At 60.4% G+C, this 15,035-nt stretch carries 15 protein-coding genes and 5 pseudogenes; 7 read left to right on the plus strand and 13 right to left on the minus strand.

Annotated elements, in window-relative coordinates; all coding sequences use genetic code 11:
- Positions 1–9: 9 nt before the first annotated feature.
- The 4 genes and pseudogenes from otsA (at position 10) to AC1Q6Z_RS28960 (ending at position 2,573) form a co-directional block, all read left to right on the plus strand.
- Positions 10–1,398: an alpha,alpha-trehalose-phosphate synthase (UDP-forming) gene (otsA, locus tag AC1Q6Z_RS28945; protein ID WP_492649985.1), complete on the plus strand. Its 1,389-nt coding sequence runs from the start codon at positions 10–12 to the stop codon at positions 1,396–1,398.
- Between the two features lie 33 nt (positions 1,399–1,431).
- Positions 1,432–1,596 (plus strand): annotated as a pseudogene (locus tag AC1Q6Z_RS28950) (hypothetical protein); the annotation flags it as partial.
- 102 nt (positions 1,597–1,698) lie between these two features.
- On the plus strand, positions 1,699–1,989 hold the full coding sequence (locus tag AC1Q6Z_RS28955) for a cation transporting ATPase C-terminal domain-containing protein (RefSeq protein WP_492649986.1): 291 nt from the start codon (positions 1,699–1,701) through the stop codon (positions 1,987–1,989).
- Between the two features lie 116 nt (positions 1,990–2,105).
- Positions 2,106–2,573, plus strand: a complete 468-nt coding sequence (locus AC1Q6Z_RS28960) for a pyridoxamine 5'-phosphate oxidase family protein (protein ID WP_492649987.1) — start codon at positions 2,106–2,108, stop codon at positions 2,571–2,573.
- 28 nt (positions 2,574–2,601) lie between these two features.
- Here AC1Q6Z_RS28960 and AC1Q6Z_RS28965 read toward each other — a convergent pair whose 3' ends face one another.
- The gene (locus tag AC1Q6Z_RS28965) at positions 2,602–4,443 is read right to left on the minus strand and encodes a heavy metal translocating P-type ATPase (protein ID WP_492649988.1); all 1,842 of its coding nucleotides are present in this window, start codon (positions 4,441–4,443) and stop codon (positions 2,602–2,604) included.
- Between the two features lie 156 nt (positions 4,444–4,599).
- Between AC1Q6Z_RS28965 and AC1Q6Z_RS28970 the strand changes: the two are divergent.
- A pseudogene (locus tag AC1Q6Z_RS28970) lies at positions 4,600–4,938 on the plus strand (MgtC/SapB family protein); the annotation flags it as partial.
- 322 nt (positions 4,939–5,260) lie between these two features.
- Positions 5,261–5,854: a DUF4010 domain-containing protein gene (locus tag AC1Q6Z_RS28975; protein ID WP_492649989.1), complete on the plus strand. Its 594-nt coding sequence runs from the start codon at positions 5,261–5,263 to the stop codon at positions 5,852–5,854.
- A 44-nt stretch (positions 5,855–5,898) separates the two neighbouring features.
- On the opposite strand, the gene AC1Q6Z_RS28980 is transcribed toward AC1Q6Z_RS28975, so the two are convergent.
- The 3 genes from AC1Q6Z_RS28980 to AC1Q6Z_RS28990 form a co-directional block, all read right to left on the minus strand.
- Positions 5,899–6,399 (minus strand): cytochrome b, encoded by a 501-nt coding sequence (locus AC1Q6Z_RS28980; RefSeq protein ID WP_492649990.1) that lies wholly within the window; start codon positions 6,397–6,399, stop codon positions 5,899–5,901.
- 41 nt (positions 6,400–6,440) lie between these two features.
- The gene (locus tag AC1Q6Z_RS28985) at positions 6,441–6,866 is read right to left on the minus strand and encodes a plastocyanin/azurin family copper-binding protein (protein ID WP_492649991.1); all 426 of its coding nucleotides are present in this window, start codon (positions 6,864–6,866) and stop codon (positions 6,441–6,443) included.
- Positions 6,867–7,000: 134 nt separating this feature from the next.
- Positions 7,001–7,831, minus strand: a complete 831-nt coding sequence (locus AC1Q6Z_RS28990; protein WP_492649992.1) for a universal stress protein — start codon at positions 7,829–7,831, stop codon at positions 7,001–7,003.
- A 177-nt stretch (positions 7,832–8,008) separates the two neighbouring features.
- On the opposite strand from AC1Q6Z_RS28990, the gene AC1Q6Z_RS28995 reads away from it, so the two are divergent.
- The gene (locus AC1Q6Z_RS28995) at positions 8,009–8,833 is read left to right on the plus strand and encodes a universal stress protein (RefSeq protein WP_492649993.1); all 825 of its coding nucleotides are present in this window, start codon (positions 8,009–8,011) and stop codon (positions 8,831–8,833) included.
- Between the two features lie 109 nt (positions 8,834–8,942).
- On the opposite strand, the pseudogene AC1Q6Z_RS29000 reads toward AC1Q6Z_RS28995, so the two are convergent.
- From AC1Q6Z_RS29000 to AC1Q6Z_RS29040, 9 genes and pseudogenes are all read right to left on the minus strand, one after another.
- A pseudogene (locus AC1Q6Z_RS29000) lies at positions 8,943–9,524 on the minus strand (methyl-accepting chemotaxis protein); the annotation flags it as partial.
- Positions 9,497–10,057: a caspase family protein gene (locus AC1Q6Z_RS29005; RefSeq protein WP_492649994.1), complete on the minus strand. Its 561-nt coding sequence runs from the start codon at positions 10,055–10,057 to the stop codon at positions 9,497–9,499. The pseudogene AC1Q6Z_RS29000 and the gene AC1Q6Z_RS29005, both read right to left, overlap by 28 nt.
- Positions 10,058–10,085: 28 nt before the next feature.
- Entirely contained in the window at positions 10,086–10,259 is a 174-nt protein-coding gene (locus AC1Q6Z_RS29010; RefSeq protein ID WP_492650069.1) for a caspase family protein, read from the minus strand.
- Between the two features lie 214 nt (positions 10,260–10,473).
- Positions 10,474–11,727, minus strand: a complete 1,254-nt coding sequence (locus AC1Q6Z_RS29015; RefSeq protein WP_492649995.1) for an ATP-binding protein — start codon at positions 11,725–11,727, stop codon at positions 10,474–10,476.
- A gap of 86 nt (positions 11,728–11,813) precedes the next feature.
- The gene (locus AC1Q6Z_RS29020; RefSeq protein WP_492649996.1) at positions 11,814–12,422 is read right to left on the minus strand and encodes a TraH family protein; all 609 of its coding nucleotides are present in this window, start codon (positions 12,420–12,422) and stop codon (positions 11,814–11,816) included.
- Between the two features lie 14 nt (positions 12,423–12,436).
- Positions 12,437–13,609: pseudogene (locus AC1Q6Z_RS29025) on the minus strand (conjugal transfer protein TraB).
- Positions 13,599–13,862: a S26 family signal peptidase gene (locus tag AC1Q6Z_RS29030; RefSeq protein ID WP_492650070.1), complete on the minus strand. Its 264-nt coding sequence runs from the start codon at positions 13,860–13,862 to the stop codon at positions 13,599–13,601. Before AC1Q6Z_RS29030 ends, AC1Q6Z_RS29025 begins: the two are co-directional and overlap by 11 nt.
- A pseudogene (locus AC1Q6Z_RS29035) lies at positions 13,860–14,284 on the minus strand (3-keto-5-aminohexanoate cleavage protein); the annotation flags it as partial. The pseudogene AC1Q6Z_RS29035 and the gene AC1Q6Z_RS29030, both read right to left, overlap by 3 nt.
- Positions 14,285–14,310: 26 nt before the next feature.
- On the minus strand, positions 14,311–15,030 hold the full coding sequence (locus AC1Q6Z_RS29040) for an SDR family oxidoreductase (protein ID WP_492650071.1): 720 nt from the start codon (positions 15,028–15,030) through the stop codon (positions 14,311–14,313).
- Positions 15,031–15,035 lie beyond the last annotated feature (5 nt).

The raw sequence follows: 15,035 nt of genomic DNA on the forward strand, positions 1-15,035 counted from the left end.
CGTAACATCATGAGTCATCTTATCGTCGTTTCCAACCGCGTTCCCATTCCGGACAAGACGGGGACGGCGCCTGCCGGCGGCCTTGCGGTTGCGCTTCAATCCGCACTCGAAGCGCGTGGCGGATTGTGGCTCGGCTGGTCGGGACAGTCCTGCGCGGAGGACCGTATCGGGCCGTTGCAGATGCTGCGGGACGGCAATATCGACTATGCGCTAACGGACCTCACCGAGCGCGATGTCGAGGAATATTACCAGGGTTTTGCGAACCGTGTTCTCTGGCCGATCTGCCACTACCGTCTTGACCTTGCCGAATATGGCCGGCGTGAAATGGCCGGCTACTTCCGCGTAAACCGTTTCTTCGCCAGCCGTCTCCTACCGCTGATCGGAGAGAACGACCTTATCTGGATACACGATTACCACCTGATCCCGCTTGCGGCGGAGCTTCGCCGACAGGGCGTGAAAAACCGGATCGGCTTCTTTCTGCACATCCCCTGGCCGGCGCCGGACGTCTTTCTTGCCATGCCCGTGCACGAGGAAATCCTCTCCAGCCTGACCGCCTACGACGTGCTCGGTTTCCAGACCGAACACGACCGCGAGAACTTCGCGGCTTGTCTTGCACGGCAAGGGCTCGGCGACCGGCTTGACAAGGCGCATTTCGCGCTGGGCAGCCGGACATTCACTGCACGGCCCTACCCGATCGGCATCGAGACGAATGAGTTTGTGACGCTGGCGCAACGCGCGGCGGGGACCACCCTTCACAAACGCATGCTAGACAGCCTCGACGGCAAGGGTTTGATCATCGGTGTCGATCGGCTCGATTATTCCAAGGGCATCACACAGCGCATCGACGCCTTCGAAACCTTTCTCAAGCGAAATCCCGATAGCCAGCGCAAGGTGACGCTGCTGCAGATCACACCAAAATCCCGCTCTGAAGTCCCCGAATATGAGGCGATGCAGCGGGCGGTGGCCGAGCAGGCCGGCCGCGTCAACGGCGCGCTCGGAACTGTGGATTGGGTACCGATCCGCTATATCAACCGCTCCCTCCGGCGTCCGGCCCTGGCCGGCCTCTACCGCATGGCCAAGCTCGCCCTCGTCACGCCGCTTCGCGACGGTATGAATCTTGTCGCGAAGGAGTTCGTCGCAGCGCAGAACGAAGCGGACCCGGGCGTGCTTCTGCTATCGCGGTTCGCGGGGGCGGCACACGAATTGAAAGACGCGGTGCTCGTCAATCCCTACGATGTGGAAGGAACTGCGGATGCTATCGCGCGCAGCCTGACCATGCCCTTGGATGAACGCCGTGACCGATGGAAAAGCATGATGAACGCACTACGTGCGAACGATGTCTTCACCTGGTGCGACACCTTCCTTGGCGATCTTTCGAGATATGAACAAGTAGAATAAAAGAACACCGCCTGAGAACAGGCCTATAAATATGTTACCCGCCGCCGAATTGAAAAAGCTCAGGAAATGCTTGCCGGGTCGCAGCTTTCAATTCCTGCCATCGCATCTGCGTGCGGGTTTAACGGGGCGACGCAGGTCGGGCACGCATTGAGGGAACTCGTGGACAAAATGCCGATTGGGTTCCGCCGATCAGTTTAGGATATACCTGCCCCTTCCAATGCTCATGGTAATCTCGAGATCTTCGTTTCTAACTCCAGAGGGCTCCACTCGGATCCCCTTCGGAGATCGCAGCTCAGTGTCGTGTGCTTCCGCATCTCACGCGGGGGAGATGCGAGCCTGGCCGGCACCAAGGGTACCCCTGCCGTGCCCGCCGCCATCGCAGTCGTTGTGGCCGCACAGCTCCTCTTCACCTTCGCGCCGTTCATGCACGCGCTTTTCGGCACGGCTCCCATCGCCTTGCCCGACGGACTGCTCATCCTCGCCATCGGCGTGATCACGATGGCGGTGCTGGAATCCGAGAAGGCAGTGGTCCGAAAGGTATGGTCTGGAAGCGCGAATGGTAATGGGAGTAGCGGGTCGGCTAAAGCCTAGAGCATTTCCGCCCGATTGGGCGATGCGTGAACTCCTTTGCCTTGCGTCCATGTGCTGGGAATCAAAGTCGACGAAAGTGGCATCAATCCGCGCACGGATCGAAGGAGGAACTTCCGATGATGATCCGCGAAATGACCCATAACGAATGCGTAGCGACGATTGCGGCTCAACGGCTGGCGCGACTGGCTTGCGCCGAAAACGACAGTCCTTACGTCGTCCCGAACTGCTATGCTTATTCGGCAAGCCGGCTTTTTGCATTCTCGATGCCCGGCAAGAAGCTTGACATCCTGCACGCCAATCCTCGCGCATGTCTGCTCGTCGACGCTTTGGAAGCGCGGCACAAATGGAAGAGCGTCATCGTTGACGCCCTGTTTCATGAGCTTCCCGATACTGAAGAACTGCACGAGGAGCGCCTGAAAGCCTGGGCTCTCCTCGCAAAGGATTTCGACTGGTGGGAGCCGGGCGCACTCAAGCCTCAGCCGCAACCCGTCGTGACCACCTCGCCCCACGTCTTCTTTGAACTCGAAATCCTCGGGGTGAGCGGGCGAGAAGCCGTGAGCGAAACAACCGAACTGTCGCACTGAGAACTCCAGCGGGGTTTTCAGCCTCACATCACCGAAGGGCCCTCAGCGCATTGAGGATCACGGCCACGTCGATCGCCTCCTGGAGGATCGCACCTTCGACAGGCTGCAGATATCCGCATGCCGCCGCAACCATCGCCCCGACCGAAAGCGTCAGTCCCACCGACAAACTCTGCAACGCGATCCGGCGGCTTCGGCACGCAATGGCAATTGCTTTGGCCAGCGGCGCAAGCTCGTCGACAAGGAGCACGACACCGGCAGCCTCCGACGATGAAGCCGTACCGCGCGCGCCCATGGCGACACCGATGTCGGCCGCAGCGAGCGCAGGCGCATCGTTGACGCCATCGCCGACCATCATGACCGGGCCATTGCCGGTCTCCTTCCTGACAGCATCGACCTTGGCTTCCGGCGTTAGATCGCCGAAGACGCTATCCATACCAAGCACCTTGCCCACGGACTGGGCGATCTCCGTACGATCGCCGGAAGCCAGCACCAGCTTTCGGACGCCCGCAGCGCGGAGATCGTTCAGAACCGACAGCGCATCCATGCGGACCTGATCCTTCAGAACGATCATTCCCGCGAGCGCTCCATCGATGGCGACTGCTACCGTCATTGAGGCGCGCATTTCGGGTGCGATCAATTCATGCGGATCGTCGCAGCCGGACGTGCGCTGCACGAAATCGCTGCCGCCGACAACAATCCGCCTTCCGTCGACATAGCCTTCGATGCCAGTGCCTGGCACTTCGCGCACACCCTCTGGCCTCGAAAGAGGCAGGCCTCTTTCGGCTGCCACGCGGACCAGCGCATCGGCGACGACATGGCCGGAAGCCTGATCGAGGCCTGCGGCAGCCTGCAGTACGGCCTCCGCCGCAAAAGGCGGTCTCGTCCTGATATCGACCACCGCTGCCTGGCCATGGGTGAGCGTGCCGGTTTTGTCGAGAACCGCCGTCTGCACGCGCGCCAGCATTTCAAGCATGCCGCCGTTCTTCACGAGAACGCCGATACCCGCCGCCTTCGACATGCCGGAAATGATGGCGACGGGAACCGCAAGGATCAGGGGACAGGGAGTCGCGACGACAAGGACGGCGAGTGCACGGATCGGATCTTGCGAAAAGTACCACGCGGCGCCCGTAATGATGAGGGTCAGGACAAGGAAGCCCATCGCGAAACGGTCTGCCATGCGGACCATGGGCGCTTTGCTCGCCTGCGCGGCCTCGACCAGCCGGACGATCCCGGCATAGGTGCTTTCGGCGGCCGTCCGGTTGGCGACAAGATCGAAGGCCGCGCCCACGCAGGTCGAGCCGCTGAGCGCCTCGGTTCCAGGTTGAGCGGGCTGCGGCAGTGGCTCTCCCGTCAAGGCCGCCATGTCCAGTGCAGCACCATCACCGGAAACGATCCCGTCCACCGGCAGCACCTCGCCCTGCCGGATCAGCAACCGGTCGCCTGGCTGTATTCGGGAGATCGCGACTTCTTCGAGCCCGGAAGAACCATAGCGCATCGCAAAATGCGAGACGCGCCCCATCAGAGCCGTCATCTCCCGACGCGCACGCCCTTGCGCAAAGGATTCCAGCAACTGGCCGCCCGCGTACATCAAGCCGACGACGTTTCCGGCAAGCGGCTCGCCGAATACGATTGCCGCAGACATGGAAAGCGCCGCAACGATATCGAGCCCGACATCGCCCCGGCGCAATGCACTGAAAACCTGGAGGAGCAGACTCATAAGGACGGCCAGCGTCGCGGCGCTCCAGACAAGATGCGCGTAGCGAGCGGCCTGCCACGACAAGACCAACCCGATCGCCAACCCACCGGCGGCGATGGCGACAAAGATCATGCTCGAATGTCGTTGCCAGAGGCCGTTGTCGGTTTGTGGCACGTTCCCCGCTCCTATCGGCAGAATGCAAAGAGAGTAAGCCCAACCACGGTTGCAGTCGCCTTGCGCAAGATCAATTCCGGGAGCGGCGATTTCTCTACAATGCAATAAGCGACCACCGCGACTTGGCCGGCTGGTTCATTCTTTGTGGTTCTGCAAATGGATACGCTCATAGCCAGATTGGGTCTCGCGCTATCGATCGGCCTTCTGGTCGGACTCGAACGTGGCTGGCAGGAGCGGGAGGCTCCCGAGGGCAGCAGAACCGCCGGCATGCGCACGTTCGGGATATCGGGACTGCTTGGCGGCGTGCTGGCGGCCCTCGCTCAGACCCTTAACTCTCCGATGATGTTTGCAATCGGGTTCCTGGGCTTCGCCGTGACGCTGGGCGTGTTCAAGCTGCGCGAGGCGCGTTCGGATTCCGATTATAGTGTCACCACCGTCATGGCGGGTCTCGGCGTTCTGGCGCTTGGCGGCCTGGCGGTCACCGGCGATGCGCAAGCAGCGGCAGCGGGCGGCGCAGCCCTTGCAGCCACGCTTGCAAGTCGGAACGTCCTGCATGGCTTCCTGAAGCGCCTGACCTGGATGGAACTGCGCTCTGCGTTGATGCTTGCTGTCATGACGGCGGTGGTCCTGCCGATCCTGCCGAACGAGCCCACCGACCCGTGGGGAGGGCTTAATCCTTGGAAGGTTTGGTTCTTCACCGTTCTGACCGCAAGCCTCTCGTTCCTCGGCTATATTGCCGTCAGGATCTTCGGAGCGAGCAAGGGCTTCGTGCTGAGCGCGGATTGCCGGCTCCCTCGTCTCGTCCACCGCCGTCACCATGGTTCTCGCGCGAACCGCGAAACGCTCTTCCGATCCGCTTCCGCTTGCCGGCGCTGCGGCGCTCGGCGCAGCAGTGTCCATCCTGCGCGTGATGGGCCTGATCCTGCTGATCGATCCGGCAGCGATCATTGCCGTCGGCCCGACTGCTGCCACGGTAGCGATCGTCTTCGCCGGGTCTGGGCTCACTATCTTCTACTGGCGGCAGGACAAGCAAATCGCGGACGTGCCGGCCAGCAACCCCTTCGAGATCGCTCCGCTCCTGATCTTCTCGACGGTTTTCGCGGCAGCCGCCATTGCAAGCGCTGTTCTCGTCTCGCGCTTCGGTAGCTCGGGTCTTTTGGCCACAAGCGCATTGACAGGCACGGTCGATGTCGATGTCGCCGTACTGGCTGCTCTGCAAGTGGGCCGGAACGCCATGCCTATCGACGTGATTGGAGAGGCAATCCTTATCGCCATAGCAACGAATGCCGTATGCCGTGCAGGCATCGCAACCGTCCTCGGACCATCGACCTTCAGCAAAACTTTTGTCGCCCTCACAATCACCGCCGGCGCGGCAGCGTTTGCCGTTCACACCATTATCGCCGGAATGTGACAAGCGCGCTCGACGGCGTGGCCGCCGAGCACAGGAAAGGACGATCAGCCAATCGTCATGCGCCGCAGCACATTCGTCCTCCAATAGAACTGATGCGCCAGCGCGCCGAGGACATGAAGGCCGACAACAGCCCACAGCACGGCCTTGAGAACATCGGCATGGAGGTCGCCCGCGCCCTCGAATCCGATGTAGTAGGCAGCGGCGCCGGTAACCGGCATTGCGAGCAGAAGAAGGTAGAGGGTCCATTCGGAAACCTTCGCAACCAACTTGAACATCTGTGGATCCTCGGATGGTGCAGCCGGCACGCCCTGGACCTGCCGGAGCAAAAGGCGAGCCGCCAGGAGAACGAGGATCGCAATACCGGCATAGGCATGGATGTTGGCGCTTGCCACCTGTTTGGCGCTCGCCGCACCGGTTTGTTTGATGCTCCGGTTCCACGCATTCATGCCGTCCGGAAAGAGCAGGTTGAAGAAGACGAACCCCGCAGTGAGCCAGTGCAAGACGCGCTGCGGCAGGGAAAAGGAAAGCGATGCGGTCGTAGCCACGGGCGTGGTTCGCCTTGTTTCGTGTGATAGCATCAGGGGGATTACTTCGTCACCGTCAGCAGGGCGTGCATTCCCACCTCGTAGTGACCCTTGATGTTGCAGAGCAGGAGATAAGATCCAGGGGCAAGTTTCGCCTTCAGCTGCCCGTCTGTGCCGGGCTTCAGGTCCGATACTTCGCCCAGACTTTTCAGCTGCTTCTCATTCACCCGATGTTTGGACGCGATCACATCGATCTTCTGATCGGCCGACTTCAGCTTGACCAGGACCATTTCGTGCTCCTCGGTCACCGCGTCGTTGTGCACCACGAACGTCGTTTCTCCAGCCTTTATCGTGGAGTGGTCGAGTGTGAGCGTCATCGGACCGCCGCCTTCGCCACCTTCTATGACCTTGACGGTTTTCGCGGCCCATGCAGGCGAGGTGATTGCGACGACGGCGAGCGCGGTGAGGATATTGCGACGGATATTCATGTCAGCTTCCTTTTGGCTGGAACTCCATCGGGGATTAGGTCGTCATGCTGACAGGCGCCTGAACGATAACCGGAGACGCTAGTGAACCGGGATGAGCGTCCCATTGCAAAATGAGCATTGGGGCGCTCCCTCTCTTACCGCACCATGAAGACCGGCACGTCGCATTTGTCGAGGATCGAAGCGGTAACACCCCCAAAGACACGTTCGCGCAGACGTGAATGGCCATAGGCTCCCATGACGATCATGTCGCAGCCGAGTTCGAGCGCATGCTGACGGATGGCGTCTTCCGTCGGCCGCTGGCCGCTCGCGATCTGCTCGACCACGACCTTTGCGCCATGGCGCGACAGGAACGCCGCCATGTCGGCGCCCGGCTCTCCACCATTCTCGAAGTAAGACGAATCCGGATCGACGACGACGAGACGGACCGTATCGGCGCATTTCAGCATCTCGATAGCCGCCTTTGCGGCGCTGGCCGCTTGCGGGCGGGAATTCCAGGCCAGAAGCACGTTTTTCGGCTTCAAGGTGGCACGACCGGTTTTCGGCACCAAGATCAGAGGCGTACCGGCATTGAACGCTGTCGCCGCAATTGCAGCCTTGCGAAGCTCGGTGTCTGAGCGGACACCTTCACCGGCGACGACCACGTCTGCATACATTGCCCGCGTGCCAATGTTGCTCTCGATAATGAAGCGATCGTCGTAGATATGGTCGACATCGAACGATACGCCACCTTTCCTGCAGCGCTCGTCGGCGATGCGTCGAACATCCACCACCTCGTCGATTTCCCGTTGGCGCTCATTCAGCCAGGCGGCTGCGGCCGGGTAGTCGGCCCCGAAAGGCGTTTTCGCCGTTCTCAGCGCCAAGACGGAAAGGTGCGCGTCGCTTTCTGCTGCCAGCGCGACGGCCTTGTCGATATCTGCATCGGCACTTGTCGTGCCGATGAGCGAAAGTATGGTCCTGAACGACATTTCTGAGCTCCTTCACCAGAATGGATGCGATGAAGGAGAGATTGCTCTGGGCAGATGCACGCCGCGATGATCTGCGTCAAAAGAGAATCCTGAACTGGCCTACTTGACCGGTGTCAACGCGCATGGCGCGGCGCACGCTAGTCTCATGATATTCCAACTGTCGGCGGAGGCGGAACCGTGAGCTATCGTACCATTCTCGTGACCCTGGACATCGATCGCCCAGTCAAGCCGATCACAAATGCTGCGGTCGACCTGGCATCGCAAGTAGGTGCGCGACTGATCGGTCTGTGTGCTGCCCAGCCCCTCCTTTCTCCGTTCGCCGTGCAAGCGACTAGCTCCGCGGCAACGATCGCCATGCAGCAAATGTACAGGGACCTTGAAGACCGCATGGAGCAGGTCCATCAAAAGTTTCATGCCACGGCGGCCGGTAGGGTCGAACTCGAATGGCGCGCGGAGATGAGGGCGCCCACCGAGGCAATTGTTGAAGCTGCCCGCGCCGCCGACCTGATTATCATGGCTGCAGCGGAAGGTGCGCATTCTGGGGATTCCTATAGAACCGCTGATCCGGCCAGTGTCGTGCTGCGCGCAGGTCGCCCCGTGCTTGTTGCGGGAAGCGGGAAAAATGCGATACCGGTGGAAAAGATCGTAATTTGCTGGAATGACACGCGCGAGGCAAGGCGCGCAGTGATCGATGCCATTCCCCTGCTTCCGTTGGCCAAGGATGTGACCGTCGTCTCGGTCAGCTCCGAACCCGACGCTTCGCTGCGAAAGAGCAATGCGGATGTCGTTTCCTACCTCGCCGGTCACAACGTGAAAGCCAGGCCTCATATCTCCAAGAGCGCGGATGAAACGATCGGACTGCTGCAGTTTGTCGATCAGAGCGGCGCAGACCTCATCGTGACGGGTGCATATGGACATAGCCGCCTACGAGAATGGGTATTTGGCGGGATCACTCGATTTCTTCTCGACGAGACCACGCGGAGCCGGTTCATGTCGAGCTAGCGATAGACTCTTGAAAGGGATCGAACTCCCGACCCAGTCAACTTCGCTCCTAGCAAATGCGAATTTGTCAATTGAGATCATCATCGTATGAGACGCCGTCTACGTCCCATCAAAACTCTTCCCAATAATCTGCCTTAAGAGCAGCGTTGCCTCTAAAGGAACTCATGACCTTTGTGTCCGTACCACGGGCTGGAGAAAACGAACCTACGCTCGACTGCCGCACAAGACCGGGCGCATGTTTAGCCGGTGCACCTACGTTGAACTGGCCCAGCAGTTCAAACAGTTGTTCGGCCTCACGCGCAAGGCTGTGGGCTGCAGCCGTCGTTTCCTCAACCATCGCTGCGTTCTGTTGCGTTCCTTGGTCCATCGTATTCACGGCGGTGTTGATCTCTTTGAGACCAGTCGCTTGTTCCCTCGAGGCTTCAACAATGGCGCCCACATTGCTGTCGACTTGAACGACCTGCGTTACAATTTCCTCGAGAGCCTTGCCCGTGTCGCCCACAAGTGTGACGCCGCTCTTCACGTGCCCATTTGACGCGTTTATCAGTTCCTTGATCTCTTTCGCCGCCTTGGCGGAGCGCTGAGCCAATTCACGGACTTCCTTTGCGACCACTGCGAAACCTTTTCCCGCTTCACCCGCACGGGCGGCTTCGACGCCAGCATTCAAAGCCAGCAGATTTGTTTGGAAAGCGGCAGGATAAGCACAGTTGCAGTCTCCCCGTAGGCCGCGGAACGCTGACTGCCATCCATTATGTCGGCGTCACGTTTCGCGGTCTGGGCGACGACCTCATCCAGCGTCGGGCCGGGCGCGGACAATGTCTGCAGTAATATGATGAAGAACGGGCTGTCCATGGCATCCCCATCGCCCGCCGTGCTGCCGGGCTGCGTGGGGTGGGGTGGGGTGGGGTGGAGGACGATGTTGTTGTCTGCCGGCGTCGGTGAAGCGGCGAGACCCATACGCATCCGCTCCGCAATCGGATCGTTCGACGGGCGCGCGGGGCCACGGGATTTCCCAATCGTCTTTGCCGCGACAAACGGATTATCCCGGCAGGCATCGACTATCAGCAGAGCGCCCTTCCGCACCCTGCTGACCGCCGCCGTCAGATCGTGCCGTGTCAGCGCGACGTACCGTAGCTCTTCCTTGTCGCGAACGACCGTGTCGACGGGTAAAAGGTAGCGGACGCAGCCTGTTTCGACACAGTGACCGGCATAGAACACGACCACGATATCGACACCGGCCGCCCTTTGGAATTTAGGCAGGTAGCGTTACCAGGTCTGCCCGGCTGAGATTTTCAACGATCTCGACGTCGTCGAACCCGATGTCCGCCAGACGGTTGGCGATCACGGTCGCATCGCGTCGCGCATTCGGCAGACTGGAGATTTCGGTGTAGTCGGAACTCCCGGTGACCAGGGCGAGCCGCTTCAGACCGTCCTGGGGACGGCGTACCCGGCGTAATCCCGAATCCTAAGCCGGGTGCGAAATCTCTGCACGTCGTTTCAGCATAGGGTGAGTCAGGCGTTTGAGCCGCGAGGCCGCCTCGTTCTGCTCCAGCAGGTCGGGTGTGGCGGCAGTCAAATCGGCAAGCTTTTGTCAACTGCCGGTATCACTGCTGAATAGTAGGACGACTGAAGTCCCCACTTCACATCGACCAGAGGATCGAGAGGGGCGCAGCCTGAAGGCGTTGGGCAAACGGCGTGATCCGGTCATGATCATGCAGGACGAGGCCACGCACGAAACGGTCACCCACCGCTGCCTGCAACTGACGTAACCCGCGAAAATCATCGGCCTTGACGGTCGCAGACGCCTTCACTTCAATACCGATGATTCGCCCGCGCCGATCCTCAATCACGACATCGACCTCATCCAGATCCTTCGTTCTATAATGCGAAAACGATACGCGTCTCTCGGACCAGGATGCCAGCTTCATCAGTTCGGAGACGACGAAGCTCTCCAGCAGGGCGCCAAATCGGGTCTTGTCGTCGGATAGCCTGGCCAGTTCGTCTTCGCGCAAAGCCGCCAGAAGTCCTGTATCGATGAAATGAAGCTTTGGCGTTTTGACAAGCCGGCTGAGCCGGTTGTTCGACCATGGCACCAGGGTTTTGATAAGGAATAGCCGCTCTAGAATGGCTATGTATTTCTGAGCGGTGACGCCGGACAATCCCAGTGCGGAACCGAAGCTGCTATTGTTGATCAATTGGCCGGCATGTTCCGCAAGGATGTTCAGGAGGCGCGGCAAACGATCGAGCTGATCGATGTTGGCAACGTCGCGCACATCACGATCTAGGATCAGAGTGACATAGTCTTCGAGCCACGAGACGCGCCGGGCCAACGTGGTTCGCCTCAAGGCTTCAGGATAGCCTCCAGCCAGAATCATGCTCATCAAGTCCTTGCCCAGAACAACCTCACCCTCTACGGCCGGTTCGTCCCCCGCAAACAGCCTGTCGAGCATGAGGCCCGGACTCGATCGGATTTCGGCCTGCGCGAAGGGAAGAAGCGGAATGACTGCCATTCGGCCGGCCAGGGAGTCGGCAATAGCCGGAATGGTCGCGAGATTGGCGGAGCCCGTTAGCAGAAACCGTCCCGGCTCCTGATCGTCATCCACGCTTGCCTTGATTGCAAGCATCAGATCGGGGGCTCGTTGGACCTCGTCGACAACCGCGCGCTTGATCCCGCGGATAAACCCGGTCGGGTCGGCCTTCGCGGCGTTCAAGGTACCCGCATCATCCAATGTGATGTATGGTCGATCCTTGTCCGAGAACATGCGCGCGAGCGTCGTCTTACCAGCCTGCCGTGGCCCCGATATCAATACGACACGGGTGTCGGCCAGAGCTGCCTCCACGAGAGGCAGCGCTTTACGATCAACAAGGGACTTAGAATTCGAGTGCTCGTTCATACGGCCATTCTTAACTGATTGAGCGTCTATTTTAAAGTGGAATGCCGTCCATTTTTAATCGAAAAAGCGTCCAAATTTGATTATCATCACTTTCGGCCTCCAATCCTCGTCAGATCGATCCGGATGCTAGCATTGTCGGGCTTGATCGGCGTTTCCTCCGGCATTTCAGGACGTTCTTGGTTCTGGACTTTATCGGCATTCTCGACCTCCACCTTCGAACGCTGCACGACCGCGCCACCCGGATCCTCAGCCTGGAACACGCTCTCACGCTCGAACTTGCCGGTCCGCCAGGCGTGGAACGCGTCATCGAACAGCTGCGGGAACACCTCTTCGCTTGTCGGATTTCCATACCACTTCGCAACGATGCGGAGGATCTTGGCGAACATCGCTGTGCCCATCCGCAGATTGGCGCAGGGATCGACGAGATCCACCTGCAGCTCCGACGCGTCTTTCACCCCTATACCCGCCGGGATCTGGGTGAGACCAACCCGCACGATAGAGCCAGCAATGTTCTCTCGGACGATCTCGATCGCTTCCTCGGGTGTTTTCGGTTGGGGAATCAGGATCAGACGGCCCCCGGACTTCACCGTGATGGCAAGCGGATCGTCCGAGCCGACCGCCTGGACGAACTGCACGACGATGGCAGGCTTCAACGAAGGATCGGCACATTCCTCGATCAACGCAGCATCCAGCATGCGAGCTCCATGTTTCAAATGTTGAATGACGTGACGAGAGGAAGATCAAACAGGCGGGCCCAGGCCTCGCTGCTCGCTCGTTGAATGTCGATGATCGACGTCCCCGCGGTCCACCAACCGTTTCCGACTGCGATTATGACGTCGGGGCGGTGGAATGCCGATTGCAAAACCGGCCAGATGAGGAGTTGTTCGTAGCAGATCAGCGGCGCGACTTTTGCAGTACCGACGTCGACAACGGGGTTGGCGAAGAAATGTGCCCGCGCGCCAGCTTCATCATCGCCACCGCCGCCACTCCAACCTCGCCACGGCTGCCACATGGATCCAGGCACCGGCATTCACTCCCGGTAGAGAATCTCCGTCTTCTTAGCGGATATCGTCACGAGCACGTTGTCGTAGCCGCGACCATCGATGAGTGCCGCTCCAGCGATGACCGTGACATCGGTCCCGGTGAGCCCTTTCTGCCAGAGGCGAGCAACCGTCGGCGTCCAGAAACCGAGAGCACTTTCTGGCAACACGATCCTCGTGCCGGGCGGTCGGGCGCGAGCGATATCAATCAGGTCCTGTTGCCGCTGGAGGCCAGCTTCGCGGTCGAGAGATATGCCCATTCCAAGGTCGACACCGGTCCACGACGCAGGTAGAATCGGCGGCGTCCACTCAGCGGCGGACCAGAGCCATAAGCCTGCCAAGGCCATGGCTGCAGCCGGCCTATAAGGCGTCGCCAGGACGGCCAGGCCGGCTGCCATGACTGCCAGACCCCAGCATCCCCCGCTTGAGAACAGAACACCTGCGGCGGTGATCGGATGTGACCATCCCAGAATGCCAAAAGGTGGAACTGCCATTACAACACACGCAGCCATGTATCGGAGCGGTTTCTGCCACCCCTCGCGATTCGTCCCGAGCACCACATGGACGACCACGAAGGCGGAGGTGGCGACAAGCCAGAGCAGCCGACCGGGCCAGATATGCGATGAATAGAAGTTTGCCACACCCTGCGGCAATCCACGCGATGCAGCGAGGAAGTAGGCTGCAGAGACCGCCGTCGCCTGGAGCCGCGTCCGTGCAAGGGACCAAAGCACGGGGAAGGCACCTGCGACGGGAAGAAGGAGCACATGCCCGCTCCAGCTGATCCATCCGGCGCCGGCTGATAATGCGACGAGGACAACCGTTCGGAAGAACTCACGGTGCATAGGTCCAGACCGCATGCGCCAATTCAAGGATGCCATCCATCGGCAGAGGACCGAAGTACCGGCTGTCGAACGCACCCGGGAACTCGGAATGGAGAAAGACCGCGCCGGGCGGAACGACACCACCATCGTAGTGCACCGTCTCACGTCTCTGGCCGTCCGTCCGTACAACACGAGAGTGAGCGAGTCCACGTCGGCATAACTGGGGAATTTTACTTCGGCACTTCTGGGGAAAATTCACGCGGCATTGACACACTAGGTCTCGTGTGCTCTCCAGATGGTTCGGCTCCCATTCGTGCTGGAACGTCTTGTACTTGTTGAGAAGCGGACAGAGGCCGAAATTGATGGAGCCCATGTTGAGCGAAGCGAGTTCCGGCGCAAAGGACACGCTCCTCCACCTTCATGAACGGGCTTCCACCGGTCGTGCGGTTGACCACCGCATCCGTACCGGCCGCGACCGACGGCAGGAGCTGCGCAAAAACCTTCGGGACTCCGGTCCGGCCGACCGTCCACGCGGTTCCGGGCATGGATATGAAGGATGGCGGCGCCGGCTTCTGCGGCGGCAAGCGCTTCGGCGATGATCGCCTCCGGCGCTACAGGCAGATGCGGCGACATACTGGGCGTGTGAATGGAGCCGGTCAGGGCACAGGTGATGATGACGGGGTGACCCTTGGACATTGCTGCGATCCGTATTGGCTGAGTGATCAGAGAGTTTCGAAGTTGCCGTCGACACCGATAAGCTGGCCGGAAATGTTGCGCCCGGCCTTCGAGAGCAGAAACGCCGTCGTCGTCGCCACATCCTCTGGATCGACCATGCGGCGAAGCGAAATATTCTGGAGATAGCGATCACGCATCTCTTCCACCGGCACACCCACCTGCGCCGCGCGCGACGAGATCACGCCATCCATGCGCGGGCCGGCGACGATGCCGGGCAGAAGCGCGATGACTCGGATTTCGGAGGGGCCAAGTTCCTTGGCAAGGCTGAGAGTGAAGCCGACCACACCGAACTTCGCCGCAGAATAGGGCGTGCGATAGGCATAACCGTGTCGGCCTGCGGATGAGGACATATTGACGATCGCGCCGCCACCCGTCGCCTTGAGCACGGGCACCGCGGCGCGCGCGCACAGGAACTGGCCCGTCAGGCAGATATCGAGCGTCCGGCGCCATTCCATCGGATCGATCTCGTCCACCCCACCCGTTGGGCCGGCGATACCAGCATTGTTGACGAGGGCATCCAGCCCACCGAGCTTTTCGGCGGCCGCTTCGAATAGGCGGGCGACGTCCCCCTCGTTCGACACATCCGCCTTCATGAGAGCGGCGGTGGAAAAGTCGGCCACGTTAGCGGCGGAATAGTCCAGCCGCGGGCGGAGTAAAATCCGGCCACCTATTTCCTTTCTGCAATGAACGCAGGAGGGACAGGGGATCTACA

This window comes from Shinella sp. GW835-FHT14H05 (assembly GCF_058793575.1).

Coding starts and splice junctions, on each gene's coding strand:
- otsA (WP_492649985.1), top strand. CDS start 10: ATGAGTCATCTTATCGTCGTTTCCAACCGCGTTCCCATTCCGGACAAG.
- AC1Q6Z_RS29015 (WP_492649995.1), bottom strand. CDS start 11,727: ATGAACGAGCACTCGAATTCTAAGTCCCTTGTTGATCGTAAAGCGCTG.
- AC1Q6Z_RS28975 (WP_492649989.1), top strand. CDS start 5,261: ATGGTTCTCGCGCGAACCGCGAAACGCTCTTCCGATCCGCTTCCGCTT.
- AC1Q6Z_RS28985 (WP_492649991.1), bottom strand. CDS start 6,866: ATGAATATCCGTCGCAATATCCTCACCGCGCTCGCCGTCGTCGCAATC.
- AC1Q6Z_RS29020 (WP_492649996.1), bottom strand. CDS start 12,422: ATGCTGGATGCTGCGTTGATCGAGGAATGTGCCGATCCTTCGTTGAAG.
- AC1Q6Z_RS28960 (WP_492649987.1), top strand. CDS start 2,106: ATGATGATCCGCGAAATGACCCATAACGAATGCGTAGCGACGATTGCG.
- AC1Q6Z_RS28990 (WP_492649992.1), bottom strand. CDS start 7,831: ATGTCGTTCAGGACCATACTTTCGCTCATCGGCACGACAAGTGCCGAT.